Origin of the sequence: Corynebacterium sp. LaCa78 (genome assembly GCF_046717505.1) — a bacterium.
GTDB lineage: Bacteria > Actinomycetota > Actinomycetes > Mycobacteriales > Mycobacteriaceae > Corynebacterium.
This window is the reverse complement of record NZ_CP177112.1, coordinates 1,653,035-1,678,632: the sequence shown is the minus strand read 5'-3', so window position 1 is coordinate 1,678,632 and position 25,598 is coordinate 1,653,035. Positions and strand designations below refer to the sequence as shown.

The following is a 25,598-nucleotide window of genomic DNA, read 5'->3' as shown; positions in this document are numbered from 1 at the left end:
TGAAATGTCTGTTTCCTTAGAAAAACTTGCGCAGCTTTCGCACGGACGCGTCATCGGTGATGGCACCGTTGAGGTCAGCGCGTGCGGCTTGGATTCCGCGAGCCTTCCCGAAGGCGCATTATTTGCCGCCCTTCCGGGCACGCGCGTGCACGGCGCCCAGTTCGTCGGCGATACCAAGGCGGGCGCGGTGCTTACCGATGCCCCCGGGCTCGATCACCTTCGCCAGGCTAACGAAACCCGGCCGATCATCGTGGTAGAAGATATCCGCGCAGTCCTAGGTCCGATTGCAGCAGAAATCTACGGACACCCCACCCGCGATCTCACGGTCTTGGGTATTACCGGCACCTCCGGCAAGACCACGACTAGTTACTTGCTGGAGGCTGGCCTCTTGCAGGCCGGGCACTCCGTCGGCCTTATCGGAACCACCGGCACCCGCATCAATCGCACGCCGGTGCCCACCTCTTTGACCACGCCGGAAGCCCCACGGCTGCAAGAACTTTTCGCCCGCATGAAGGACGAGGGCGTGACTCACGTGGTCATGGAGGTCTCCTCCCATGCTTTGGAGCTCGGCCGCGTGCGCGGAACCAACTTTGCTGTGGCCGGGTTCAGCAACCTCAGCCAAGACCACTTGGATTTCCATCCCACGATGGAGGAGTACTTTTCGGCCAAGTCCCGGCTATTCCTAGGGGAGCAGGCCGCCCAGCGCGCGGTCATCTGTGTTGATGATGAGTGGGGCGAGCGCCTCCGCGGAAAGATAGAAGACGCCGGTTCTCCGGTTACGACGGTGGCAACGCGTACAGGCGATGCCACGATCTCCGCCCGGCAGACGGCTACCGAGGCGACCGGTGCACAGGAGGTTGACCTCAACCTAGACGGCACCGACTATTCCTTCCGGCTACCGCTGCCCGGCGAATTCAATATCGCCAATGCTGCGCTCGCCCTAGGGATGGCTACTGCGGTGGGCGAAGACCCGCAGGTCTTTTTGACCGGCGTGGAAAACGTCGCCGTTCCGGGGCGCATGGAAAGGATCGACCGCGGTCAGGACTTCGTGGCCGTGGTGGATTATGCCCACAAGCCCGCGGCCATCGCGGCGGTGCTCGATACCCTGCGCCTGCAATTGGAGGGCACTACCGGTCGCGTCGGCGTCGTCGTGGGCGCCGGCGGTGACCGCGATAGCACCAAGCGCCCGATTATGGGAGAGGCTGCGGCCACCCGGGCGGATCTCACGGTGGTGACCGATGATAATCCGCGCACCGAGGACCCAGCCGCGATTCGCGCAGCGGTCATTGAGGGCGCTCGCCAGGCCGCACCGGACGCCGATATTCGGGAGCAGGGCTCGCGCGCACACGCCATCGATGAAGTGGTGGATTGGGCGGAGCCGGGCGATGCCATCATCGTCGTCGGCAAGGGCCATGAGGTAGGCCAGCTCGTCGGCGAGCGCACGCTGCACTTTGATGACCGAGAGGAAATGGCGCGCGCCATTGAGGAAAAGCTGGCAGGAACGGCGCATCGCGATACTCTTAGGGATACGAAGGAGTAGTAATGATTCCACTTTCTATTGGAGATATCGCCGCGATAACCGGCGGTAGCCTGGATGGCGTTGATGATCCCGATGAACGCGTGACCGGCTTCGTGGAGTTTGATTCGCGCAAGGTCACCACCGGCAGCTTGTTCGTAGCCCTGCCCGGTGCCCGCGTCGATGGCCATGATTTTGCAGAAAAAGCCATAGAGCAAGGCGCCGTGGCCGTGCTGGCCGCTCGGCCGGTGGGGGTACCGGCGATCATCGTCAAGCCCCAAGGCCGCGTGACCGGTAACGCCGCCAATGCCGATATTTATGCCAACGATGAGGATGGCTCCGCCGCCGCTGTGATCGGGGCATTATCCGATCTCGCGCGCGAGGTGACCTCCCGCCTCGCCGCGGAACAGGGCTTGGATATCGTCGGCGTTACTGGCTCTGCGGGCAAGACTTCTACCAAGGATTTGCTGGCTACCATTTTCCGCGCCGAGGGCGAAACCGTCGCCCCGCCCGGCTCCTTCAATAACGAGGTAGGCCTTCCCTATACCGCCCTGCGCTGCGATGAGCACACCCGCTTCCTCGTGGCGGAAATGTCCGCGCGCGGCATCGGCCATATTCGCCACCTGACCGAGATCACGGCCCCGACGGTGGGCGTGGTGCTCAACGTGGGCACCGCCCACCTAGGCGAGTTTGGCTCGCGGGAGAATATCGCCCAGGCCAAGGGCGAGCTTATCGAGTCCCTGCCCGCCGCGGCAGACGGCGGGGTAGCGGTCCTGAATGCGGACGATCCCTTCGTCGCCTCGATGGCACCGCGCACGCAGGCCAAGGTGGTCTATTATTCCGCCAACCGCCCGCAGGCCGCGGATGCGCAGTACTATGCCACCGATATTGAGCTTGACGATGTCGCCCGCCCGTCCTTTACCTTCCACGCCCCCGGCGTCGAGCCGATGAGCATTAAGCTACAGGTCTTTGGCAAGCACCAGGTCTCTAATGCCCTGGCCGCGGCCGCAGCGGCCATCGAATCGGGCGTGGAACCCGCCGTTGCCGCGCGGGCGCTCAGCGGACACCAGACGAGCTCGGCGCACCGCATGGACGTGCGCACCCGCCGCGATGGCGTCACCGTCATCGATGACTCCTATAATGCCAACCCGGATTCGATGCACGCGGCGATTGCCGCCTTGGCCTATACCTCCGCGGCCCGCCCGGATGCCCGCTCCATCGCGGTGCTGGGGGAGATGGGCGAGCTTGGCGGCGAAGCCGTCGAAGCTCACCGCATCCTAGGATCGGTGCTCTCGAAATACCACGTGGATCACCTCGTTGCGGTAGGAGAAGGCGCGCATACCGTAGCCATGGTGGAGGCCGCGCACGCGCACGGCATCCAGACCGAACTTTGCCCCGATATTGAGGCCGCGACGACGGCCGTAGAAAATATCCTGCGGGTAGCCCCTGCCGGGGTGGAGGACTGGTCCACGCGCGCGGCCAAGGACGTCGTCCTCGTGAAATCCTCGAATGCCCAGCGCTTGTGGCGCGTGGCAGAACAGCTCAATCGCCGTTAGTCCCTATCTCAAGGAGAAAGATCTCTAGCAATGACTCAGATCATTATCGCGGGCGTCGTTAGTTTCCTCGTCGCGATTTTTACCACCCCAGTTTTGGTTCGGTATTTTTCTGGCGTCGGAAAAGGCCAAGAAATCCGCGAAGACGGCCCGCAGCTTCACCTGCGCAAGCGGGGCACCCCGACGATGGGCGGTCTGGCGATCTTGCTGGCCATCACGGTGGCCTACCTCATCGTGGGCATCTATGCCCGCGCAACCGGCAACGGTGGATTTAGCCCCTCGGGGTTATTGGTCTACTTCTTGACCATGGGACTCGGCGGCCTGGGTTTTGCCGATGACTTCATCAAGCTGTTCAAAAAGCGCAACCTCGGCCTTAATAAAACAGCCAAGCTGGTAGGCCAGCTGGCCATCGCGCTCATCTTCGGCATCCTCGCCCTACAATTCCCGGATGCCAATGGGCTAACCCCTGCCTCGACCAACCTGTCCTTCGTCCGCGATTTCGATACGTTCGATATCGCCGTTGGCGGCGCCGTGATTGGCACGATCATTTTCTTGGTCTTTTTATACCTGCTCATCGCCGCGTGGTCGAATGCGGTCAACCTGACCGATGGGCTGGACGGCCTCGCCGCCGGTACCACCGCCATGGTGATGGGTGCCTATACGCTCATTAGCTTCTGGCAGTTCCGCAACTCGTGCTCGATTTCCCCGGCCGCCGGCTGCTACGAGGTCCGCGATCCCTTGGATCTCGCAGTGCTCGCAGCCGCGGGCCTGGGCGGCTGCCTCGGCTTCCTGTGGTGGAATGCCGCACCGGCGAAGATCTTCATGGGCGATACCGGATCGCTCGCGCTTGGCGGCCTCGTCGCCGGCCTTTCTGTGACCACCCGCACCGAGCTGCTGATGATCGTCATCGGCGCCATCTTCGTCATTGAAACGGTCTCCGTGGTCATCCAGATCGTGGTCTTCCGCACGACGGGCAAGCGCTTTTTCCGCATGGCGCCCATCCACCACCACTTTGAAAACGGCGGCTGGGCCGAAACCGCGGTTGTCACGCGTTTCTGGCTATTAAGCGCGATGGCCGCGATGGCGGGCATCTGCATCTTCTACGGCGATTGGCTCTCTGCAGCCAGCTTTGGAAACCTGCAATAAAGTTTTGGCACTAGATACTTAAGGATTGAGGCACTCATCATGGCTGAGCTACCACCTTTTCTGCGCGGGCGCGTCCTCGTCGCAGGAGCCGGCGTCTCTGGCCGCGGGTGCGTGGCGATGCTCGCGCGCCTCGGCGTGGATACCACCGTCGCCGATTCCAACGCCGCGGCCCTAGCGGCCCTGGCGGAAGAGTTCGGCGTGGCGACGGTTTCGACAGACGACCCAGCACCGGGCGAGTATGACCTGGTGGTGACCTCGCCGGGGTGGCGGCCCAATTCCGCCCTCTTAGATTCCTTCCAGGCCGCCGGCGTGGAGGTCATCGGCGATGTCGAGCTGGCCTATCGCCTCGACCGCGCCGAGGTCTTCGGCCCGCAGCGGACTTGGCTGGTTGTCACCGGCACGAACGGTAAGACCACCACCACGGGAATGCTGACCAAAATCATGCAGGCCGATACCGCTCGCAGCGGTCTGCGCGCGCAAGCCGTGGGCAATATTGGCGTCTCGCTATTTGATGCCCTGACCGCCTCCCCGCGGGTCGACGTCCTGTGCGCCGAACTCTCGTCCTTCCAATTGCACTGGTCCAGCGAGCTTCGCCCCGATGTAGGCGTGCTGCTCAACGTGGCCGAAGACCACCTGGATTGGCACGGTTCCTTTGACGCTTATGCCCGCGCCAAGGCCAAGGCCCTGCACGGCACGCGCGCCGTGGTGGGCAAGGACGATGCCGCGGCGGGCTGCTACGCTGAGGGAATCGACGGCGTGTATGGCTTTACCGCCGGCGAGCCGGCCACTGGTGAGGTAGGGGTGAGCGCCGGGCGCTTGGTCTCCAGGCTGGACGGGGAGGACGCCATAGATCTCGCCCCCGCCGAGGGCATCGAGCCGGCGGGCCTTGCGGGAGTCCTCGACGCGGCGGCGGCCGCGAGCGTGGCCCGCTTGGCAGGTGCCAGCCCCGCCGCCATACAGGAAGGCCTAGCCGCCTACGCGGTGGCCGGTCACCGCGGCGCCGTGGTGCACGAGCACGGCGGGATTTCCTATATCGATAACTCCAAGGCCACCAACCCGCACGCGGCCGATGCCGCTCTAGAAGGCTTCGATTCGGTGGTCTGGGTCGCCGGCGGCCAGCTCAAGGGAGCGGACGTGGATGAGCTCATCGCCACCCACGCCGCGCGGTTGAAGGCGGCGGTGCTGGTGGGCATCGACAAGAGCATCATCGCCGAAGCCTTGGCCCGCCGCGCCCCGCAAACCCCGGTTGAGCTCATCGAGGATACCGACCCACAGGTGGCGATGGACGCTGCAGTGCGCACCGCCGTGCAACACGCCGAAGCGGGCGATACCGTCCTCTTGGCACCGGCTGCGGCATCGTTGGATATGTACACCGGAATGGCCCAACGCGGCGACCTTTTTGCCGCGGCGGCGCGGGATATCGCCCGCGCGCATTAGACCTTTTTCAATCTAGGAGACTTCATGACGGCCACCTCCCCGCAGCGCCCCCGCGCAAAGAGCATGCGCGAGCGCATTCGTGATGTGCGCGAACAAGCCCGCCAGCAAGCCGGGCTAGATTATCAGCTGCTGCGCCTGATTATCTTCTCGCTCATTGGTATTGGCGTGGTCATGGTCTTTTCCTCGTCCATGGCTACGTCGCTGACAGAAGATGGTGGCGTGTGGAATCAGGCGCTGCGGCAAACCGCGATGGTTATTATCGGCTTGGGTGCATTCTGGCTCGGCCTCAAAGTTTCCCCGCACACGCTGCGCAAATTCATCCCGTGGCTATTGGCCCTTTCCATTTTGCTGTTGATCGCGGTGCTCATCCCCGGCATCGGTACCGGCCGCGAGGAGGTGGGCTCCCAGTCGTGGATCTACATTGGCCCGATTTCCCTGCAGCCTTCCGAGCTAGCACGCATCACGGTGGGCATGTTCGGTGCCTCGGTGCTCGCGGATAAGGAACACCATTCCCTCAAGCTCTCGGACCCGTTCATGATGTACTCGCTCATCGCGGGCCTCATGTTCCTGCTCATCGTGGGGCAGGGTGACTTGGGCATGGCCCTGTCCTTTGCCCTCGTTGTGGTCTTCACGCTCTTTTTCGCCGGCGTTAACAGGCGCGTGCCCATCATCATCGGCATCCTCTGTGCGCTGGGCCTGGTCGCTGTCTTCCTCATCGGCGGCTTCCGCTCCCACCGTTTCCACACCTATTTCGATGCCCTCTTTGGCAATATCTCCGATACCCAGGGCACGGGTTTCCAGTCTTACCAGGGCTTTCTCTCGCTTGCCGATGGCGGCTTCTGGGGCGTTGGCCTCGGCCAATCGCGTGCCAAGTGGTTCTACCTGCCAGAAGCCAAGAATGACTTCATCTTCGCCATCGTGGGTGAGGAGCTCGGCCTGTGGGGCGGCGCGCTGGTGATTTTCCTGTTTGCAGCCTTGGGCTATGTGGGGCTGCGCACCGCAACCCGCGCGCAGAACCAGTACCAATCCCTGCTGGCCGCGACGCTGACCATTGGCGTGGTGACCCAGGCGTTTATCAATATCGCCTATGTCGTCGGCTTGCTGCCGGTGACCGGTATTCAGCTGCCGATGATTTCCGCGGGTGGTACGGCCGCGATTATTACGATTGGCTCGATGGGCATTTTGTGCAACGTGGCCCGCCACGAGCCGATGCAGATTTCTGCCATGCAGAACTTTGGGCGCCCGCTATTTGATCGCCTCTTTTTCATTGGCGAGCCGCAACCGCTGACGGCGAGGAAGCAGAAAAAGCGGGGCCGGCACGCCCAGCCGCAGGAGACCCGTCCGCGGGTGCGCGACGAGCGCTACGGCCGGCCGGTGACCGGAAGTGGGCGGAGGTATCCGCGCGCCGAGCACCGCCCGAGGCGGTAGGCGCTGGTAGCCTTTAGGCTATGAATTCCACGCCATTTTCCGTCGTCCTTGCAGGTGGCGGCACTGCAGGACATATTGAGCCCGCCCTTGCCGTCGGTGAAGCTTTACGCGAGCGCTACGGCGCCAGGATTACCGCATTAGGGACCGAAAAGGGGCTGGAAAGCGATATTATTCCCGCCCGCGGCGTGGACCTGCGCCTAATTACGCCCGTGCCGATTCCCCGCAAGGTGAGCACCAACCTGGCCAAGTTACCCGTCAAGCTTGCGCGGTCCGTCCGCCAGGCGCGGAAGGTCTTAAAGGACGTGGAGGCCGATGTCGTCTTCGGCACCGGCGGATACGTCTCTGGGCCCGCCTATATAGCGGCGAAGACCTTAGGTATTCCGTTTTACGTCCTCGAGACCAATGCCTTGGCAGGTATGGCCAATAAGCTGGGCGTGAAGCTCGGCGGCATCGGCCTTAATGCCCACGCCAATTCCGGCATGGAGGGCGAGGTCATCGGCATCCCAGTGCGCCCCAGCCTGGCCGCGGCTGCCGGGGATAAGGACGGGAATACCGCTGCGGATGCCCGCACGAAGTGGGATTTAGCGCAGCTGCCCACCATCCTCATTACCGGCGGCTCCCAAGGAGCGGCCAGCATCAACGGCGCCGTAGCGGGCGCAGCGGAGGACCTCACTAAGGACTTCCAGCTCTTGCACGCCTATGGCAAGAAAAACGATTCGCCCAAGCCGTATCCCAACTACGCCGCTCTGCCGTATATCGACGACATGGCCGGTGCGCTCGCCGCGGCGGACCTCGTGGTGTGCCGTTCGGGCGCGATGACGGTGGCAGAGGTTTCCGCCGCGGGCCTTCCCGCCATCTACGTCCCGTTGCCACACGGCAATGGCGAGCAAGCGCTGAACTCGCGCGAATTGGTAGAAGCCGGTGCTGCGGTGCAGATTCCCGATGCCGAATTGGGCTCCGATCGCCTCATCGAAGAGGTCCGCGCCATTCTTGATGATCCAGAGCGCCTGAAATCCATGACGCAGGCCGCCGCCCAGTCTAAGGCGGGGGATGCGGCGAATATCATCGCTGACCGCATCGCCACCCGCGTGCAGGACGCAGAATTGCAGGCCGGAAAGAAGGATAAGTAAATGACCGATCCCGCACAGTACGATCTCAGCCGCGTCCACCTCATTGGCATCGGTGGTTCCGGGATGTCGGGTCTTGCCCGCATCCTCGCCGCACGCGGCGCCGTCGTTACCGGCTCCGATGTGAAGGACTCCACCCCGGTGGAGGTTTTGCGCTCGATGGGTGCCAAGGTGGCCATCGGCCACGCTGCGGACAACCTCAAGCTTTCCGGCGAGCTGCCCACCACCGTCGTCACCTCCTTCGCGGCGATTCCGCAAGATAACCCGGAGCTCGTCGCCGCGCGGGAGAATAATATTCCGCTCATTCGCCGCTCGGATCTGCTCGCCGCGCTGATGGAGGGCCACACCCAGGTGCTGCTGGCGGGCACGCACGGCAAGACCTCGACAACCTCGATGGCCGTGAGCGCCATGCAGCACGCAGGCCTGGATCCCTCCTTTGCCATCGGCGGCCAACTCAACCGCGCCGGCACCAACGCGCATGGCGGCACCGGTGAGGCCTTCGTTGCCGAGGCCGATGAGTCCGATGCCTCGCTCTTGCGCTATAGCCCCGATATCGCCGTCATCACCAACGCGGAGCCGGACCACCTTGACTATTTCCACTCCGCGGACGCCTACTTCAAGGTCTTTGCGGACTTCGCGGACCTGGTCACCCCGGATACCGGCTACCTCGTTGTGTGCGCGGAGGACGAGCACGCGGCTGAGATCGGTGAGCAGGCGCTCAGCCGCGGCATCAACGTCATCGGCTATGGCGGCGCAGAGAAGGCCCGCACCACCTCCGTTCCGCTCGCCGCGACGCTGACCGCGGAGGAGACCACCGCCGCTGGCATGGCGTGTACCGTGCAGCTGTCCCTGCCCGGCGTGGAGGAATCCGTGAGCTACCAGCTGCAGATTCCCGGCCACCACATGGTGCTCAACTCCATGGCGGCGCTAATCGCCGGCGTGCTATCGGGCGGCGATCCCAGCACCATCGCGGAGGGCCTTGCGGATTTCAGCGGCGTGCGCCGCCGCTTTGAGTACCGGGGCAGCGTGGACTGGCAGGGCGGCAGCGTCCGTGTCTTCGACGATTATGCCCACCATCCCACCGAGGTCGCCGCGGTGCTGCGGGCCGCGCGCGCCAAGGTTGCTGCCGAAGGCAATGGCGGGCGTGTTATCGCCTGTTTCCAGCCGCACCTGTACTCGCGCACCATGGAATTCGACGCCGAGTTCGCGCAGGCGCTTGCGCTTGCCGATGCCGCCGTTGTACTCGACATCTACGGTGCCCGCGAGCAACCCGTGGAAGGCATTACCTCCCGCATTATCACCAATAAGATGCCGGAGGAGATGGAGGTTATCTTTGAACCAGACTTTTCCGCCGCGGCCAAGGACGTGGTCTCCATTGCACAGCCGGGCGATATCATCTTGACCATCGGCGCCGGTTCCATCACCCTTGTTGCCGCGGAAATCCTCGATGAATTGCGGGCCCACTAGTGCGGGTGTCGAAGAAGCTCATTTTCGGCATCGTTGGCGGCCTGCTCGCCCTCGTGCTGGTGGTGGGCGCCGCGGTATGGGCGTTGCCCATTTTCAAGGTGAAAAACTTTGAGGTCGAGGGCGTGCACCAGCTCGATTCCGCCCAGGTCCAGGAGGCCGCGGGCGTGCCCGAGGGCGAAAACCTCTTGCGGGTGGATGCACACGAGGCCGCCAGTGGCGTTGCCAGCCTGGACTGGGCGGATTCGGTGACGGTTTCGCGCGACCTGCCATCGACCTTGACCATCTCTGTGCAGGAACATAAACCCGTCGCCTTCGTGAAGCGAGATGACACCACCTACCTCATCGATGACAAGGGCGAGGAATTTACCTCCGCCGAGCCGCCCGAAGGTGCGGTGGAACTTACCGGGGACATCGACAGTGGCTCCACCGAGGCCCAAGACGCGGTAGCTGCCATCGCCGCGCTTTCCGATGACGTGCGCCACCAAGTCGCCACCCTCGAAGTCACCGATTCCTACTCACTGCAGTTCACCATGAAGGATGATCGCCGCATTTTCTGGGGTGCGAGCGATAAAAATAACGACGATAAGGCCCGCGCCTTCGCCACCGTGCTGAAGATGGAGGGCCGAGAATGGAATATCTCTAACCCCGAACTGGTCACTACCCGCGGATAGGGTAGATACCTAGGCGGAGGCCTCGATAGACCCGAAAAATCCCCTGCCGCGCCGCGCCCGAAGCGTATGCGCTGCAGGGTCTTTTATTTTCTCTTTTAGGTGGTGTCAATGGTGTGGAAGTGGCGGACAAAACCGCAGGCCAACAACCCTAAAGTGGTACTTGAGAGTCCCGACACGCGTAAAATGAGCATGAAAATTACAGGTGTGTCGTTAAAGATGGAGGGGAACGCGATTCACGCTCGTGAAGCGCATACAATCCTCGTTTAATGCACGTGCAGACTTAAAGTAGCGAAAGGTGAGACCTGCTCACATGATCTCTTCCAACAACAATCTCGCGGATATCAAGGTCGTCGGCGTCGGCGGTGGCGGCGTCAACGCCGTGAACCGCATGATCGAAGAAGGCTTAAAGGGCGTCCAATTCGTCGCCATAAACACCGACTCCCAGGCGCTGATTTTCTCCGATGCCGATACCAAGCTCGACATCGGCCGCGAGGCCACCCGCGGATTGGGCGCAGGCGCTAACCCTGAGGTGGGCAAGACCTCCGCGGAAGACCACAAGTCCGAAATCGAGGACGCCTTGCAGGGCTCCGATATGGTCTTCGTTACCGCCGGCGAGGGCGGCGGCACCGGTACGGGCGCTGCACCCGTAGTCGCTTCCATCGCGAAGAAGATGGGCGCGCTGACCGTGGGCGTTGTCACCCGCCCCTTCAAGTTCGAGGGCGCGCGCCGTACCCGCCAGGCCATGGCCGGCATCGAGGAGCTGCGCGAGGTTTGCGATACCCTCATCGTTATTCCAAATGACCGCCTGATGCAGCTCGGTGGGGAAGAGCTTTCCATCGTGGAAGCCTTCCGCGCGGCCGATGAGGTTCTGCACAATGGTGTCCAGGGTATTACCAACCTGATCACCATCCCGGGCATGATCAACGTCGACTTTGCTGACGTTCGCTCCGTCATGTCTGATGCCGGCTCCGCCCTGATGGGCATCGGCTCCGCACGGGGCGATAACCGCGCCATGACTGCCGCCGAGCAGGCCATCAATTCGCCGCTATTGGAATCCACGATGGAAGGCGCCAAGGGCGTGCTGCTGTCCATCGCCGGCGGCTCTGACCTGGGCCTGCACGAGGTTAACTCCGCGGCCTCCATGGTCGAAGAGCGTGCCGACGAAGACGTCAACCTCATCTTCGGCACCATCATCGATGACACCTTGGGCGATGAAATCCGCATCACCATCATCGCCACCGGTTTCGATGCCGAGGCCAATGCCGCCCAGGCAGCATCTTCACAGCGTGCTCCCGAGCAGCGCAAGCCCGGCTCGCTCTTTGATAACCGCGACCGCGAGTCCGGCAACTCCGCCACCCCGGCACCTACCCAACCCGCCGCCGATGACTACGCACCGCGCCACTCCTATGAGCCGCGCGCCGGCCAGGACCGTGGCGTAGAAGAACGCCGCGCTGATGAGCGCCGCGTGGACGATCGCCGCTACGACGACCGCCGCGTGGAAGAACGCCGCCCCGAGGAGCGCCGCAGCGAGTCTGGCGGCCTGTTCACCAACTCCGATCGCTTCCGCGAGGAGCGTCGCGAAGACTACCGCCTGTCTCGGCCAAGTCAGCGCCGCGATGATGATGGCGATGATGATCTCGATGTGCCGTCCTTCATGCGCTAAGCGCAAACCGCTACGCTGGTGTGCATGCCAGTAAACGAGGAACATCGCACCAGCCGCCCCGTCCGCATGGTTTTTACCAGCCGTGCAGGCGGGGCGTCTGCATATCCATATGAGTCTTTCAATCTTGGCGGGCACGTCGGCGACGAACCAGCCAACGTCGCGGCCAACCGCGAGCGCCTCCTGCGCGTGACCGGGCTCGAGAATATCGTGTGGATGGAACAGCTCCACACCAATACGGTCACCGTCATCGACGGCCCGCGCGATACCCCGGTTCCAGCCACGGATGCGGTGGTGACCACGCAGCGCCGGCTTGGCCTCGGCGTCCTCGTCGCCGATTGCACGCCCGTGCTGCTTGTCGATGTCCCCGCCGGCGTCATCGCCGCCGTGCACGCCGGCCGGCTCGGCGCCCGCAACGGCATCGTGGTCAATACCGTGCGCGAGATGCAGAAACTAGGCGCTCAGCCGGAGCGAATCCAGGTGGTCATGGGCCCGGCCGCATCTGGGAAAAGCTACGAGGTTCCGGAAGAAATGGCCAACGATGTCGAACGGCGCCTTCCCGGCTCGAAGTGCAAGACCTCGAAAGGGACGTGGGGCATCGACGTGCGCGCTGGGCTTATCCGCCAATTGATGGGCCTGGGCATTACCAATATCGATTCTGATCCGCGCTGCACCATTGAGGACACGGATTTCTTTTCTTATCGCCGCGAAGGAACCACTGGCCGCCAGGCCGGTGTGATTTGGTTGGAGGCTAATCATGAGTAACCGGAAACAAGAACTGGCAGATAACCTCGCCGCAACAAAGGAACACATTAGCGCCATCGCCGCCGAGCATGAGCGCCCGGCACCGCAATTGCTGGTCGTGACCAAGTTCCATCCCGCAGAGGACATCGCCCTTTTGGCTGAGCTCGGGGTGGAAGACGTCGCGGAAAACCGCGAGCAAGAAGCCCGGGCAAAGGCACAGGAGCTAGAGCAGCTGCGCTTTCACATGATTGGCCAGATTCAAACCAAGAAGGCCAACCACGTCGCGCGGTGGGCTACTAGTGTGCATTCGGTGGATTCGGTGAAGCTGGCCAACGCGCTGGACCGCGGCGTGAGCCTGGCAAAAGAACGCGGCCAGCGAGAGAACAACCTCCCAATATTCATTCAGGTTTCTGCCGATGGCGATACGTCGCGCGGGGGAGTAATCCGCGAGGAATTGGATGAGGTGATCGAGTCCGTCGAGGCGGCGGAGCACCTAGAATTCGCCGGGCTCATGGTGGTTCCTCCTCTCGATGCCGATGCGCGGGAAGTATTTTCCACGGTGCGCGCAGACGTGGATCGCCTGTCCGAACGCCTTGGCCGGCAGCTCAAACTATCAGCCGGGATGAGTGCAGATATGGATGCGGCGATTGCTGCGGGCACCGATATTGTGCGTGTCGGAACCAGCATCATGGGAAAGCGCCCAGTAGGTTAAAAATATCGCAAAAGCGCATTTCACAGCGTAAATCACATGAGTCACATCATTCACATTTGCGCGCTTGAACTTGAACAAATTTAGGTCAGAGGGAGACCCAAAATGTCATTCATTGATAGGACGAAGAATTTCTTCGGGCTTGGTCCGATGGATTTCGAAGAAGACGACGCCTACTACAACGACGAGCCGCGTTACGCGGGCAACGGAGCTGCCACTTCTGCGGCCTACGCCCCACGCCGCGCCCCGCAGGCCTATGAGCCAACCCCAGCGCCTGCGCCCGTCGAGGAGAAGTTCGTTCCGACTATCGTGGCAATCTCCTTGACCTCGTTCAACGATGCCGCCAAGGTGGGCGAACCCTTCCGCGATGGCGATGCAGTGGTCTTTGAGCTTACCGATGCCGAGCGCGGAACCGCCAAGCGCTTCATCGACTTCGCCGCAGGCCTCTGCTTCGGCCTGGAAGGCCGCATGCTCAACCTGTCGAAGGGCATGGACACCCAGCGCAAGGTATTCGCCGTCGTGCCTAAGTCCGCTGATATTGCCAAGCCTGAACTAGAGCGCGCCGCCGGTCTGCGCTAGGTTCGCGGGCTAGGTAAAACGACGCACATCCCATTAACCCCCGTACGGTGCGCAATGCGCACGTGCGGGGGACTATTCGATAGGCTGAGTAATCGTGACTGAAATTGGAATTATTCTCATCTTCTTGGTGAGGGTTTATACATGGGTATTGATCGCCCGGATTATTATTGAGATGATTCAATCTTTCTCGCGGCAATTCAACCCGCCGCGCTGGTTCATGATCATCGCTGAGCCCCTTTTCGCCATCACGGATCCGCCGGTCAAGGCGCTGCGCCGGGTCATTCCTCCGCTGCAGATGGGTGGAATCGCGCTAGATGTTTCCGTCTTAGTGCTGTTTTTCATCCTGTCGTTCCTGACGCTTTTCCTGCAGGTAATTTTCTTGTAGGACGACCCCGCATCACCCCGTAACCTGTGGTAGACATTGAGAGTCAGCGTTACGTCCATTATTGTGGACTTTCGGTTACAATAAAATGCGATAATCCGTATCATGAACCACATATAACTTTGTGGGGAAGGTTTAGATAAACTGGAACCGCAGCTCCTAAGGCCCTGGAACCTCCGGGGTTCTATCAACTCGAAGGGGAAGACAAGTCATGCCACTGTCACCAGCTGATGTACACAACGTCGCGTTCAGCAAGCCGCCGATTGGCAAGCGTGGCTACAACGAGGATGAGGTAGATCAGTTCCTCGACCTCGTTGAGGACGCCCTTGCCCAACTGCAGGATGAGAACGAAGACCTGCAGGCGCAGGTGAGCGATCTTAGCTCAGGCGCCAAGGCCGGCGGAGCAGGGGCTGGTGCCGCAGCCGCCGCAACCTCCGGTGCAGATGAAGAAGCTCTGCGCAAGGAGATTGAGGCCAAGCTGCGTGCTGAATATGAAACCAAGTTGGCAGATTCCAAGTCCGAGGTCTCTCGCGCTAAGGAAGAAACCAAGAAGGCCCAGGAGCAGGTAAAGGCCGCCCAGGCCGAGGCCGCAAAGGTCAAGGAAAGCGGTGCCGATGCCACCGCAGCGGGTGCTACCGCCGCCGCTAATACCGCCGAGCTTAAGGCTGCTCGCGACGAGGCAGCAAAGGCCAAGAAGGAAGCCGAGGAGGCTCGCGCAGAGGCTAAGCAGGCCAAGGAGAAGCTGGAGTCTTCCCAGCGCGAGAATGAGAACCTGAAGAAGTCCGCTTCTGCCGCTGGTTCCTCCAACTCGGCCGCCTCCAGCGCCGCAGCGGCCGCCGCAGGTGCTGGTGCAGCACAGGGTGCAGACGGCCTGGCTACCCCTGATACCCACATGCAGGCAGCGCGTGTGCTGGGCTTGGCCCAGGAGATGGCGGATCGCCTGACCTCTGAGGCTCGCGCCGAGTCTGAGTCCATGCTGACCGAGGCCCGCACGGCCGCAGAAAAGCAGCTTTCTGATGCCGACTCTCGTTCTAAGGCACAGCTTGCCGAGGCGCAGAAGAAGTACGACGCTCAGGTGCAGGATGCAGAAACCCGCTCCAAGAAGCTGGTTTCTGAGGCAGAGGAGAAGGCTCAGCAGACCGAGTCCGATGCTTCCTCCCGCGCCGAGGCGCAGATTCGCCAGGCGGAGGAGAAGGCCGCATCGCTGCAGGCCGATGCCGAGAAGAAGCACACCGAAGTCATGAACACCGTCAAGCAGCAGCAGACCGCCTTGGAGGCGCGCATCTCCGAGCTGCGCACCTTCGAGCGCGAGTACCGTACCCGCTTGAAGACCCTCCTCGAGTCCCAGCTGGAAGAGCTCGAGACCCGCGGAACCGCCGCACCAAACGGCGATGCCGGCAAGAACTAAGTAGCCGGTTGGCAGTAACTAAGCCAAAATAGTTACCCGTAGCGCCCACGCCTCTAGGGGAGTGGGCGCTATTGTGGTTTTATCCACCTCGCTATGATTGTTCCCATAGCTACTTTTACCCCCTCTGAGAGGAACTGACATGCTCGTTGCTGCCCTCGTCCTTGCCCTTGTGGCCTTCGTGGCTTTGGTGATGTATGTCTTAAACACCGCCGATTGGGCGTTGTACCTTGTCTTCATCGCAGCGGGCTCCGGCATCGTGTTGTTTATTATCGACTGGGCGCGCAAGTACCGTGCGGATAATAACGCCCTTGAAGAAGACCTGTCCCAAGGCTGGAAACAGAACTAGGCCCAGAGCCGTCCAGGATCGCTCAGCCTTGATCCGGCTGGGTCAGGCTGGGGTAGATTCGGCCATGTTCCGTCAGAAGTATCAGCTCCCGCCATTGCGGCATGCCAAATTAGGCGCACGGCGGCGCCTCGTCTAGCCGGTGGGGTCCAACGCCAGTGCCAGCCGCACTAACCGCACCACCCCAACTGCCCGCACCGCCCGCAATCATCCGCACCATCTGCGGTTTACCGGATCGCGGTTTCCTCGGATCCCTCGGAACCCGCGTCCGGTTCCTGAATCCCGTTCCTGCGGCGGTCCCCTCCGGGGACCCGCCACGAACCCCCGTAAAAGATCTAACTAATCTGGGGGCTCCCACCTGATCGTCCCATTCCGGCGAACGAGGTGCCCGCGCAGTGGCGGGGCATTGGGGTCATCGTCGTTGACCCCGTTGTGGTAGGCGCAGGCTGTGGATAAGTTACCTATGTTGGTCAACCCACCGTGCAACCACGGCTCCAAATGATGAATCTGACATTCGTCTGCGGGCTTGTTGCACCGCGGCCACGGGCAGATTGGGTTTTCTGCCGCGGCCATCAGGCGTTGTTTCGCATTGGCGAAGCGCTCCGTGCGGTACAGGTTCACCGCTCCCTCATAGGGACTAATGAGGGTAATCAGCCCGCGTTCCTTCAGCGCGCGCTCGAGGTACTCGGCGCCGGTAAGAGTAGCGCCATTGGTCATTTGGAGCTGGATTTCCTCGCCATCGCCGTTGATGATGCGCACGTAGTCATCCAGGTTGACCAGGACATTGGTCATCACCGTGGTCTTTACGGCGGAGCCGCCGCCGAAAAAGGTCTGTTCCACTGCCTCGAGCGGCTCCTTGCCGCTCTCTTTTAGCGCGGCATGAAGATCCGCAATAAGCGAGGAACGCGCATCGATGGCCAGGGTCCACGGCGCGTTCTTGCGGCGAATGATGCGCACCCCAGGCTTAACCTTCTTCTTTTTCGCAGGTAGCTTGGATTTTGCCAGTTTTTCTAGATCCGCCGTGCCGGCGTTGGTGGTGCAGAGCTGCTCGCGGAGAAGCCAGGCATCGAAAAGCGTGGGCATCTTGCGGGCATACTTTTCGATGATGGACAACGCCACGATGGAATGGCCATTGCGCCGGGCACCGTCCATGGCTCGCCGGCGCCGGCCGGTGAATTTGGTGTTTCCGCAATAAGCCTCTTTGAGCAGGATAAGCTCCCGCGCCGTGTGCTCCGGCGCGCCATGCGCCCGCAGATCGTCCTCAGACAGGCCAGTGCACCCGGCGACAATATCCATCCCCGGGGCCATAGCTGCTAAGTAATTCTCGAGCGCGGTCATGCTTCATAATCTATGGCCACGCACAACCGCGTACAACAGGAAAATTTCTACCTGTGGATAACTTTTGTGCACAGCGTTCGTGTGGCGCTATACTGGCGGGCACATGCGATGATCCGGCCATCACCGGGGGAGCAATTCAGAAGAACGGTCATAAGGCTCAGTAGAACTGAACGGGTGGGACCGTTATCTCCTTCACCGAAATGAAGCGGAGCTTTCAGCTCAAGCAGGGTGGTACCGCGAGCCACTGGCCCGTCCCTGCATCAAGTTATAGCGTGAAGGAAGACAATGGTGAAAAAGATTTACCCCAAGGTCGATATGACCGGCGGCTCGAGCCGCTTCCCGGACATGGAAGAAGAAGTCCAGAAGTACTGGAAGCAGGACGATACGTTCCAGGCTTCTTTGGAAAAGACCAAGGACTGCCCCGAATACATCTTTTATGACGGCCCTCCCTTTGCCAATGGCCTGCCGCACTACGGCCACCTGTTGACCGGATACGTGAAGGATATCGTGCCGCGTTACCGCACGATGGCCGGAAATTACGTCCCCCGCGTCTTCGGCTGGGATACCCACGGCTTGCCCGCGGAGCTGGAGGCAGAAAAGCAGCTCGGGATCACCGATAAAGCCCAGATCGAGGACATGGGCCTGGACAAGTTCAACGAGTACTGCGCTAAGTCGGTGCTGGAATACACCGATGAGTGGGAAGATTACGTTAACCGCCAGGCGCGCTGGGTGGACTTTGATAATGGCTACAAGACCATGGATATCAACTTCATGGAATCGGTCATGTGGGCCTTCAAGGAGCTGTATGACAAGGGCCTAATCTACAAGGGCTTCCGCGTTCTGCCTTACTCTTGGGCGGAGCATACCTCCTTGTCCAACCAGGAAACGCGCTTGGATGATTCCTATAAGATGCGCCAGGATCCCACCTTGACTGTGACTTTCCCGGTCGCAGGTGCTCGCGAGGGCACCGCGGCGGAGAAGACATTGGCGGATTACCCCGCGCTTGCCGATGCCTCCTTCCTCGCCTGGACCACCACCCCCTGGACCCTGCCGTCCAACGAGGCGCTGGCGGTTCACCCGGAGGTCTCTTACGCACTATTTAAGGCCACCGACGGCGAATTCGCTGGCCGCACGTTCATCATGGCTGAAAACCTGCTGGGTACCCTGGAAAAGGAGCTGGGTGAGGCGCAGGTGCTGGGCACCTTCACCGGCGCGCAGCTTGAGGGCTTTAAGTACGAGCCGATCTTCGGATTTTTCCCAGACCTGCGCAATGCCTACCAGGTACTGTTGGCGGACTACGTCACCACCGAAGACGGTACGGGTGTTGTCCACCAGTCGCCCGCCTTTGGTGAAGACGATATGAATACCACCAACGAGTACGACATCGAGTTGGTGGTCCCAGTGGATGAGGACGGTAAGTTCACCTCCCAGGTGCCGCCGTACGAGGGTCAGCTGGTCTTCGATGCGAATAAGTCCATCATCAAGGACCTCAAGGCCGCTGGGCGAGTGGTGCGCCACGTCACCATCGAGCACTCCTACCCGCACTCTTGGCGCTCGGGCGAGCCGCTTATCTACATGGCGCTGCCCGCATGGTTTGTGAAGGTCACCGAATTCCGCGATCGCATGGTGGAGCTTAACCACAACAAGATCGAGTGGCTGCCGGAGCACATCCGCGATGGCCAATTTGGCAAGTGGCTGGAAGGCGCCCGCGACTGGAATATCTCCCGCACCCGCTACTGGGGCGCGCCCATCCCAGTGTGGATGTCCGATAATGACGAGTACCCGCGCATGGACGTCTACGGCTCTTTGGATGAGCTGGAGAGGGACTTCGGCAAGCGCCCGGAGTCGCTGCACCGCCCGCACATCGATGAGCTGACCCGCCCCAACCCGGATGATCCCACCGGTAAGTCCACGATGCGCCGCGTGCCGGACGTGCTGGACTGCTGGTTCGAATCCGGCTCCATGCCGTTTGCGCAAAAGCACTACCCGTTTGAAAATAAGGAGTGGTTTGAAACCCACTCGCCGGCGGACTTCATCGTGGAGTACTCCGGGCAAACCCGCGGTTGGTTCTACCTGCTGCACGTGCTGTCCACTGCGCTCTTTGATCGCCCGGCATTCAAGAAGGTCGTGGCCCACGGCATCGTCTTGGGCAATGACGGGCTTAAGATGTCCAAGTCCAAGGGCAACTACCCGGATGTCAACGAGGTCTTTGACCGCGATGGTTCCGATGCCATGCGCTGGTTCCTGATGTCCTCGCCCATCCTGCGCGGCGGCAACCTCATCGTTACCGAGCAGGGTATCCGCGAGGGCGTGCGCCAGGCGCTGCTTCCCATCTGGAATGCGTACACCTTCCTGCAGCTCTACGCCGAGCAGGAGGCGAAGTTCGATACGAGCTCCACGCACGTGCTCGACCGCTACATCCTGGCTAAGACCCACGACCTTGTGGCCAACGTCGATGCAGCGCTGGCGGGGACCGATATCGCCACCGCCACCGAAGAGGTGCGCCTTTTCGCTGACGTGCTGACCAACTGGTACGTCCGCCGCTCCCGCGATCGCTTCTGGGGCGGCGAGGATGCCAACCCGGAGGCCTTCAATACCCTCTACACCGTGTTGGAGACCACCACGTGCGTGGTTGCCCCGTTGCTTCCGCACGTCGCCGAGGTCATCTACCGCGGCCTGACCGGTGAGCGCTCCGTCCACCTGGCTGATTTCCCCAAGGCCGAGGACTACCCCGCGGATGCGGACCTGGTGTCTGCCATGGACGCTACCCGCGCGGTGGCATCGGCTGCGTCCTCGGTGCGCAAGGCCAATAAGCTGCGCAACCGCCTGCCGCTGCCGAAGCTCACCGTGGCCTTCGCGGGTTCGCAGAGCCTAGCGGACTTCGCCGACATCATCCGCGACGAGGTCAATGTCAAAGAGGTTGAGCTTACTGACGATGTCGATTCCGTCGGTACCTTCCAGGTGGTCTGCAACGCCAAGGTTGCCGGCCCGCGCTTGGGCAAGGATGTCCAGCGGGCCATCAAGAATCTTAAGGCGGGCAACTACGAGCGTCGCGGCGATGAGGTCGTGGTTGACGGGGACATCGTCTTGAGCCCTGAGGAATACACCGAGCGTTTGCAGGCGGCGAACCCGGACTCCACGGCCCGCATCGAGGGCCTGGATGGCCTCGTCGTCCTGGATACCGAGGTTACCGAAGAGCTCGAGGCCGAAGGCTGGGCCGCCGATGTCATCCGTGGCTTGCAGGATGCCCGCAAGAACTCCGGCTTCGACGTATCTGACCGCATCTCCGTGGTCCTTTCCGTGCCCGAAGAAAAGAAGGAGTGGGCGCTGCGTCACGCTGACACCATCGCTGGCGAGGTGCTGGCTACGGAGTTCTCCGTAGTCACCGAGCAGCTTGCCGATGCCCACGATATCCTCACCGGAGTCACCGCCACCGTAGCCAAGAACTAAGAGCACACAGGCTAAACGTTAAGCGGCCCGGCCGGATGCTATCTACAGCGTTCGACTGGGCCGCTTTGCGCACTTATCAATCGGTGGGTTCAATATGCGTAAGAATTTGACGCGGGCTTGTTTTAGGGACCGGTAAGGCGGTACCAGGTACCGGGGTGGCGGTAGCCGCCCGGTAGCCGGTTTTACCCCCGCTTATCGTTTGGACCGTTGACGTTGCTTGAGCTGTTTGCTAAGTGTTCCCCTTTCTTCTTGGAAGTCGTCACGGGTGCGCATGTCTTCACCGATGAGGGTGAGTTTGCTGCCGTTGTTTGCAAGTCGGGATAGGACAGCGTCGGCGATCGCGTTTTCACTAAAGACGCTGTACCAGTATTCCGGCTCGTGCTGGCTGACGATGACGGTTGAGGAATGCTCCCGCTTGACCAGGAGGTTGAATACCTGGGCTAAGGCGAAGGCAGATACGTCCGTGGCCAGGAAGTCGTCGATGACCAACACAGCCGGCTTTGTCAGTTCCTCAAGGAGGGCTTTGCGCTCATAGGCAGCGTCGGCTGTGGCGTCGAACTCGTCGGCTAAGTCGGCGAGTCTAAAGTAGCGTGCGGTTAGTTTATGCCGGCACGCAGCCACGGCTAGGCCTTGGGCGAGGAAGCTTTTGCCGGTGCCGGTAGCTCCCACGATGGTTAGATCTCTGCCGTAGGTAATCCAGTCGCAGGTAGCTAACCGCTCAATACGGTCTGGAGTGATCCCTCGGTTGCTGTGTGCTTCAAAGCGTTCCAAAGCCGCAAGCGCGTTGGGTAGCTTGGCGGCTTTGACGAGTTTTTCGATTACTTTCGAATCACGTGCAGCTACCTGAGCATCGAGAGCTTCTTTGATCTTGTCTTCAAAGGAGTCCAAGTCACGACTGGGATCGTTGACGATCTCCTGCAGCGTCGTGGCAAACACACGCATCCCGCGAAGAGAACCGAGCAGTTCGAAGTCTTCATCGGTAAGAGCCATGGCTATACCTTCCATTCTTTATCAGTGAAGGCAAACGCCCCGGCCCCGCGTACATGCGACACAGAGTCCGGCGTGTCCGCCGTGGGCTGTTGGCGGTGCGCACGCGTAGTGTCGATGGCCGTCGACAGTGGTACATCGGTGGGCAAATACGCCTGTGCTGCGGCCTGTTTTAGATCCTTGAGCTCTTGGGCTACTTTGTTGACGCTGGGGACTGCTTTGCGCGATAACAGCTGACCACAGGCTTGTTCGAGTTCGATTCGGGAGTAATCCTTCGATAGGTTCAGTACGCCCAGAACGCTAGAATATGCTTGGGCTTCGACTTTACGAGCGTTAAACATCTGGCCGATGAGCTGTGCTGTCGCGGTCCCAATACTTTTCGCCCAGTCTTCCAAGCGTTGCCGGTTCCACTGGGTGTTTAAGTCCTTATGGTTGTCGGGGACATGCTCATCCAAGGTGGAGTAGCCATAATTAGCAGGGGCAATACGATGTGAAGCAACAATCTCACCGTCGTAGAAGACATCCAGATAGTCATCAAAAAGTTGCACGTCGACGAACTTGCCCGCTAGCTTCCACGGCACTGAATACCAGTGATTGGCGATCCGGATGTGGTAGTTCATTGCGACCTTGGACTTCTTCCACCGCGACCACGACCACCGCCGGTCGGGCAATGGGCGCAGCAGCTGTTGCTCATGGTCTTCAAACAACTGGCGACGAGAGATATCCTGCCCGCGGAAGGGACGGCGATCGTTGATGAAATCGCTTTGGTCCTCGAGGGCCTTATTGAGCATGTCGAAACTGTAGAACTCCTGGTCGTCGAGGTATTCCACGCACCATTGCTGGGCAATATCCACGGCCTTTTCAACATTCGCCTTATACCGCGGCCGGTAGCCTTTCGCCGCAGTAATACCTATCTGATAGAAATCGGCAAATGTAGAATACTCCGCAACCGGGATACGCCCCCGCAGCCCACAGGAAATCTGTTGCGTGGCTGTGAGCGCGTTATCCGGGATCAACCGCAGCGGACAACCACCGAAATACTCCAAAGCCGCACGGTGGGCTAAAAGCCACGACCGCATTTTTTGATCCGGCCACGCCGATACATGCATCATCCCTGAGTGCGGCAATGAAGCTACAAACAAGTGCGCGGTAACCCGCTGGCCTGAGACAGGATCCACAACGACCATTCCATCGCCCGACCAGTCCACCATGAGCTCGTCACCGGGATCGTGATTCAGTGGCGCTGACAGCTGATGAACATCGACATAATGCTCAAACAGCGAACAGTACTGTCGATACGAATAATGACGCTGACCAGTACCAACAGGGAACTCCAGGTACTTGGCGTGCGCGACTTTCAACGTCACGCGCTTGCCAGAGACCATCCGCTCAGCAACCTTTTTGAAATCCGGTGCGAGGAACTCCGCATCGTTGCGACGCCGGTTATCCGGAAATAGCTCCTCTAACTGGGCATTCGACAATCCAGCAATCCCACGAGCATCGAGTCGATGGTCCCTTACAACGCGACTGGCCTTATCAATCGTCGACTTCGAGACCCCTAAATCGGCTCGAATCTGGTTCCAGGAACGATTCCCGGCAACCAAGGCAAACATGATGGCACGGTAATCCGTCACCACCATCACTCCTTCCACGTGAACGCGACCCACGCGTACACACTGCGTGGGCCGTCCACTAAAGAGTGCCTAAAAACTACCCCCGGTACCCGATATCCGCACCGGTCGGTACTCGATACCGCCCTACCGGTACTAAATAGCGTCGCGCGTCACAGGTGGGCGCGCCAGCCGTGAATCACGTTGATGAGGCAGCATGCGGCGAGAAGGGAGCCGATGAGGAATAGCGCCGTGAAGCCAATGTAGGGGGCTAGGGCGCTGAAGGCCATGGGAATAAAGAAGCCGGTATAGGACACGGAATAGAACACGGCGGTAAGGCCGGCGAGGTCATCTTTTCCGGCGATGCGCTGGACCTCGGAAAGGCCGGCGACAAGTGCTAGGCCGTAGCCGGCGCCCATGACGGCGGCGCTGGTGATACCGAGCGGGAGGGAAAGCGTGCGCGCGGCGATGGCGCCGAAGATGGTGCCGGCGGTAATGACGGCCATGGCAACGGCGGAGGCCCGGGCGGAGCGGTGGGTATCGATGACCTTGCCAAACATTTGGATGCCGACGCCGCAGCCCAGCGTAATGACGGTCATGAGGCCGGAAAAGGCGATGGGGGCATCGCCGGCGGAATCGGAAAGCAGCTGGGGCAAGAGGGCATAGGCAGCACCCGCGCAGCCGAATACCCAGGGGGCTACGGGAAGGACGATGCGGGAAAAACGGCGGTGCGCGGCAGAAGGAATGTGCAGCATGTGCAACATATCGCGGATGCTTAAATCCAGGAACGTGTCCTTGACGGTTGCGCCGCGGGGCGGGCGGGTCTCAGGGGTCTTCAACAGCCACACCGCGGTAATAACGGTGAGCAGGATGTGCAAGACATAGGCCAAGTGGGTGGGCCACGGGCCCCATTGCGCCAACACCGAGGCCAGGGCGGCGCCGATAAGGAAGCCCACGGTAAGGCACATCGATGCCTTTCGGGGACCTGCGGCGGGGTCACCGCCGGAGCGGGTGATGAGCTCGGAAATCCAGGTGGAGCCGACCGCCATGACGATGCCCAGCGCCAGGCCACACAGCACGCGGCCGGCGGCGATGATGAGGGGTTCTTCGGGCGCGATGGACAGCAGGAACGACCCGGCCAGGGAGAGCGGTGCGGCGGGCAGCATCGTGGGGCGGCGGCCGATATAGTCCGACAGTGGCCCGGAGATAAGCAGTGCGGGCACGATGCCGATGACGTAGGCCGCCAGGAGGCCGTTGACGGTGACCTGCGAGAAGTGGGATTGCTCGCGGTACATCACGAGCAGGGGAGTAAATTCATTGCCACCCCAGGCAACGGCCACCATGCTGCCTGCAACGGGTAACCAGTCGCGATTGGCGGGGTCTTGACTCATAGTTGATCCTTCGAATTTTTCAGGTGCGAGCGGAGTGCAGAAAGGTAGGCGGGCAGGTTGGCGGTGCGGAGGGCATCGGCAAGCACGCGGTGCTGATCGACGAACGCGCGGGCCCGCGCCACATTGCGCCCGATGGCGGTGGCGGTAAAGCGCTGCTGGCGCTCGCGCAGCTGGTAGCCAACATTGGCCAGCAGGCTATTGCCGGCGCTATCCATGATGATTTGGTGGAATTGGGCATCCAGGCGCGTGTATTCGCGGAGATCCTCGGCATCCAAAGCGGCGTCTTGGGCCGCAATGTTTTCTTGCAGGCGCTTGGCGATGCCCCCACGTTCTGCCTCGCCTAGCTCGCAGATCTTTTCGGCACTGTGGGCATCGACAAGCAGGCGAGCCTCGTAGACCTCCCGGATTTCTTGGGGGCTAATTGGCACAACCAGCGCGCCGCGCTTGGGATAAAGCTGCAAAAAGCCCTCGAGCTCCAGGCGCAGGAAAGCCTCGTGAGCCGGGGTCCGGCTGACTCCTACCTCGGCCGCGAGCGCGGCTTCTGACAGCATTTGCGTGGAATCGATGGTGCCGTCGATGATCCTTTCTTTAACCAATTCATAAACCCGCTCCGCGGCAGGCTGCATGCTTGTATCGCTCATGCATACATCTT

The 25,598-nt window shown here is 61.2% G+C and carries 21 protein-coding genes; 16 read left to right on the top strand and 5 right to left on the bottom strand.

The genetic code is table 11. The annotated features are described in order from the left end of the window. Positions 1 to 4 precede the first annotated feature (4 nt). The 15 genes from ACLI1O_RS08055 (at position 5) to ACLI1O_RS07985 (ending at position 16,173) form a co-directional block, all read left to right on the top strand. Positions 5 to 1,540 (top strand): UDP-N-acetylmuramoyl-L-alanyl-D-glutamate--2,6-diaminopimelate ligase, encoded by a 1,536-nt coding sequence (locus tag ACLI1O_RS08055; RefSeq protein ID WP_239269936.1) that lies wholly within the window; start codon positions 5 to 7, stop codon positions 1,538 to 1,540. Between the two features lie 2 nt (positions 1,541 to 1,542). Then, positions 1,543 to 3,072 carry a UDP-N-acetylmuramoyl-tripeptide--D-alanyl-D-alanine ligase gene (locus tag ACLI1O_RS08050; RefSeq protein WP_239269935.1) on the top strand — a complete coding sequence of 510 codons (1,530 nt, stop codon included), beginning with the start codon at positions 1,543 to 1,545 and terminating at the stop codon, positions 3,070 to 3,072. A gap of 30 nt (positions 3,073 to 3,102) precedes the next feature. After that, positions 3,103 to 4,215 (top strand): phospho-N-acetylmuramoyl-pentapeptide-transferase, encoded by a 1,113-nt coding sequence (gene mraY / locus ACLI1O_RS08045; RefSeq protein ID WP_239269934.1) that lies wholly within the window; start codon positions 3,103 to 3,105, stop codon positions 4,213 to 4,215. Between the two features lie 39 nt (positions 4,216 to 4,254). Continuing rightward, positions 4,255 to 5,652 (top strand): UDP-N-acetylmuramoyl-L-alanine--D-glutamate ligase, encoded by a 1,398-nt coding sequence (gene murD / locus ACLI1O_RS08040; RefSeq protein ID WP_284849663.1) that lies wholly within the window; start codon positions 4,255 to 4,257, stop codon positions 5,650 to 5,652. A gap of 24 nt (positions 5,653 to 5,676) precedes the next feature. Further along, positions 5,677 to 7,080, top strand: coding sequence for an FtsW/RodA/SpoVE family cell cycle protein (locus ACLI1O_RS08035; protein WP_239269932.1), 1,404 nt, complete (start codon positions 5,677 to 5,679; stop codon positions 7,078 to 7,080). A gap of 20 nt (positions 7,081 to 7,100) precedes the next feature. Next, a complete protein-coding gene (murG, locus tag ACLI1O_RS08030) occupies positions 7,101 to 8,210 on the top strand; it encodes an undecaprenyldiphospho-muramoylpentapeptide beta-N-acetylglucosaminyltransferase (RefSeq protein WP_239269931.1) in 1,110 nt (369 codons plus the stop codon). Then, positions 8,211 to 9,674, top strand: a complete 1,464-nt coding sequence (murC, locus tag ACLI1O_RS08025) for a UDP-N-acetylmuramate--L-alanine ligase (protein ID WP_284869840.1) — start codon at positions 8,211 to 8,213, stop codon at positions 9,672 to 9,674. It begins immediately after the preceding gene. Then, positions 9,674 to 10,345, top strand: a complete 672-nt coding sequence (locus ACLI1O_RS08020) for a cell division protein FtsQ/DivIB (protein ID WP_349819903.1) — start codon at positions 9,674 to 9,676, stop codon at positions 10,343 to 10,345. Before murC ends, ACLI1O_RS08020 begins: the two co-directional genes overlap by 1 nt. A gap of 310 nt (positions 10,346 to 10,655) precedes the next feature. Next, on the top strand, positions 10,656 to 12,008 hold the full coding sequence (gene ftsZ, locus ACLI1O_RS08015) for a cell division protein FtsZ (protein ID WP_239269928.1): 1,353 nt from the start codon (positions 10,656 to 10,658) through the stop codon (positions 12,006 to 12,008). 24 nt (positions 12,009 to 12,032) lie between these two features. Beyond that, positions 12,033 to 12,770, top strand: coding sequence for a peptidoglycan editing factor PgeF (gene pgeF / locus ACLI1O_RS08010; protein WP_239269927.1), 738 nt, complete (start codon positions 12,033 to 12,035; stop codon positions 12,768 to 12,770). Further along, a complete protein-coding gene (locus tag ACLI1O_RS08005; RefSeq protein WP_239269926.1) occupies positions 12,763 to 13,461 on the top strand; it encodes a YggS family pyridoxal phosphate-dependent enzyme in 699 nt (232 codons plus the stop codon). The genes pgeF and ACLI1O_RS08005 overlap by 8 nt, the downstream gene beginning before the upstream one ends. Positions 13,462 to 13,563: 102 nt before the next feature. Further along, entirely contained in the window at positions 13,564 to 14,037 is a 474-nt protein-coding gene (locus tag ACLI1O_RS08000; protein ID WP_239269925.1) for a cell division protein SepF, read from the top strand. A 94-nt stretch (positions 14,038 to 14,131) separates the two neighbouring features. Next, positions 14,132 to 14,422, top strand: a complete 291-nt coding sequence (locus ACLI1O_RS07995; protein ID WP_005278444.1) for a YggT family protein — start codon at positions 14,132 to 14,134, stop codon at positions 14,420 to 14,422. Between the two features lie 208 nt (positions 14,423 to 14,630). Beyond that, the gene (locus ACLI1O_RS07990) at positions 14,631 to 15,827 is read left to right on the top strand and encodes a DivIVA domain-containing protein (protein ID WP_239269924.1); all 1,197 of its coding nucleotides are present in this window, start codon (positions 14,631 to 14,633) and stop codon (positions 15,825 to 15,827) included. A 139-nt stretch (positions 15,828 to 15,966) separates the two neighbouring features. Beyond that, positions 15,967 to 16,173 (top strand): hypothetical protein, encoded by a 207-nt coding sequence (locus tag ACLI1O_RS07985; protein WP_005278448.1) that lies wholly within the window; start codon positions 15,967 to 15,969, stop codon positions 16,171 to 16,173. 336 nt (positions 16,174 to 16,509) lie between these two features. On the opposite strand, the gene ACLI1O_RS07980 is transcribed toward ACLI1O_RS07985, so the two are convergent. Beyond that, positions 16,510 to 17,508, bottom strand: coding sequence for an HNH endonuclease signature motif containing protein (locus ACLI1O_RS07980; protein ID WP_239269923.1), 999 nt, complete (start codon positions 17,506 to 17,508; stop codon positions 16,510 to 16,512). 285 nt (positions 17,509 to 17,793) lie between these two features. On the opposite strand from ACLI1O_RS07980, the gene ileS reads away from it, so the two are divergent. Then, entirely contained in the window at positions 17,794 to 20,958 is a 3,165-nt protein-coding gene (gene ileS / locus ACLI1O_RS07975; RefSeq protein ID WP_239269922.1) for an isoleucine--tRNA ligase, read from the top strand. Positions 20,959 to 21,150: 192 nt separating this feature from the next. On the opposite strand, the gene ACLI1O_RS07970 is transcribed toward ileS, so the two are convergent. From ACLI1O_RS07970 to ACLI1O_RS07955, 4 genes are all read right to left on the bottom strand, one after another. Beyond that, positions 21,151 to 21,948 (bottom strand): ATP-binding protein, encoded by a 798-nt coding sequence (locus tag ACLI1O_RS07970; protein WP_349837246.1) that lies wholly within the window; start codon positions 21,946 to 21,948, stop codon positions 21,151 to 21,153. Positions 21,949 to 21,950: 2 nt separating this feature from the next. Beyond that, the gene (gene istA, locus ACLI1O_RS07965) at positions 21,951 to 23,585 is read right to left on the bottom strand and encodes an IS21 family transposase (protein ID WP_239270169.1); all 1,635 of its coding nucleotides are present in this window, start codon (positions 23,583 to 23,585) and stop codon (positions 21,951 to 21,953) included. A gap of 143 nt (positions 23,586 to 23,728) precedes the next feature. After that, on the bottom strand, positions 23,729 to 24,946 hold the full coding sequence (locus tag ACLI1O_RS07960; RefSeq protein WP_239269956.1) for an MFS transporter: 1,218 nt from the start codon (positions 24,944 to 24,946) through the stop codon (positions 23,729 to 23,731). Beyond that, the gene (locus tag ACLI1O_RS07955; protein WP_239269957.1) at positions 24,943 to 25,587 is read right to left on the bottom strand and encodes a GntR family transcriptional regulator; all 645 of its coding nucleotides are present in this window, start codon (positions 25,585 to 25,587) and stop codon (positions 24,943 to 24,945) included. The genes ACLI1O_RS07960 and ACLI1O_RS07955 overlap by 4 nt, the downstream gene beginning before the upstream one ends. Between the last annotated feature and the right edge of the window lie 11 nt (positions 25,588 to 25,598).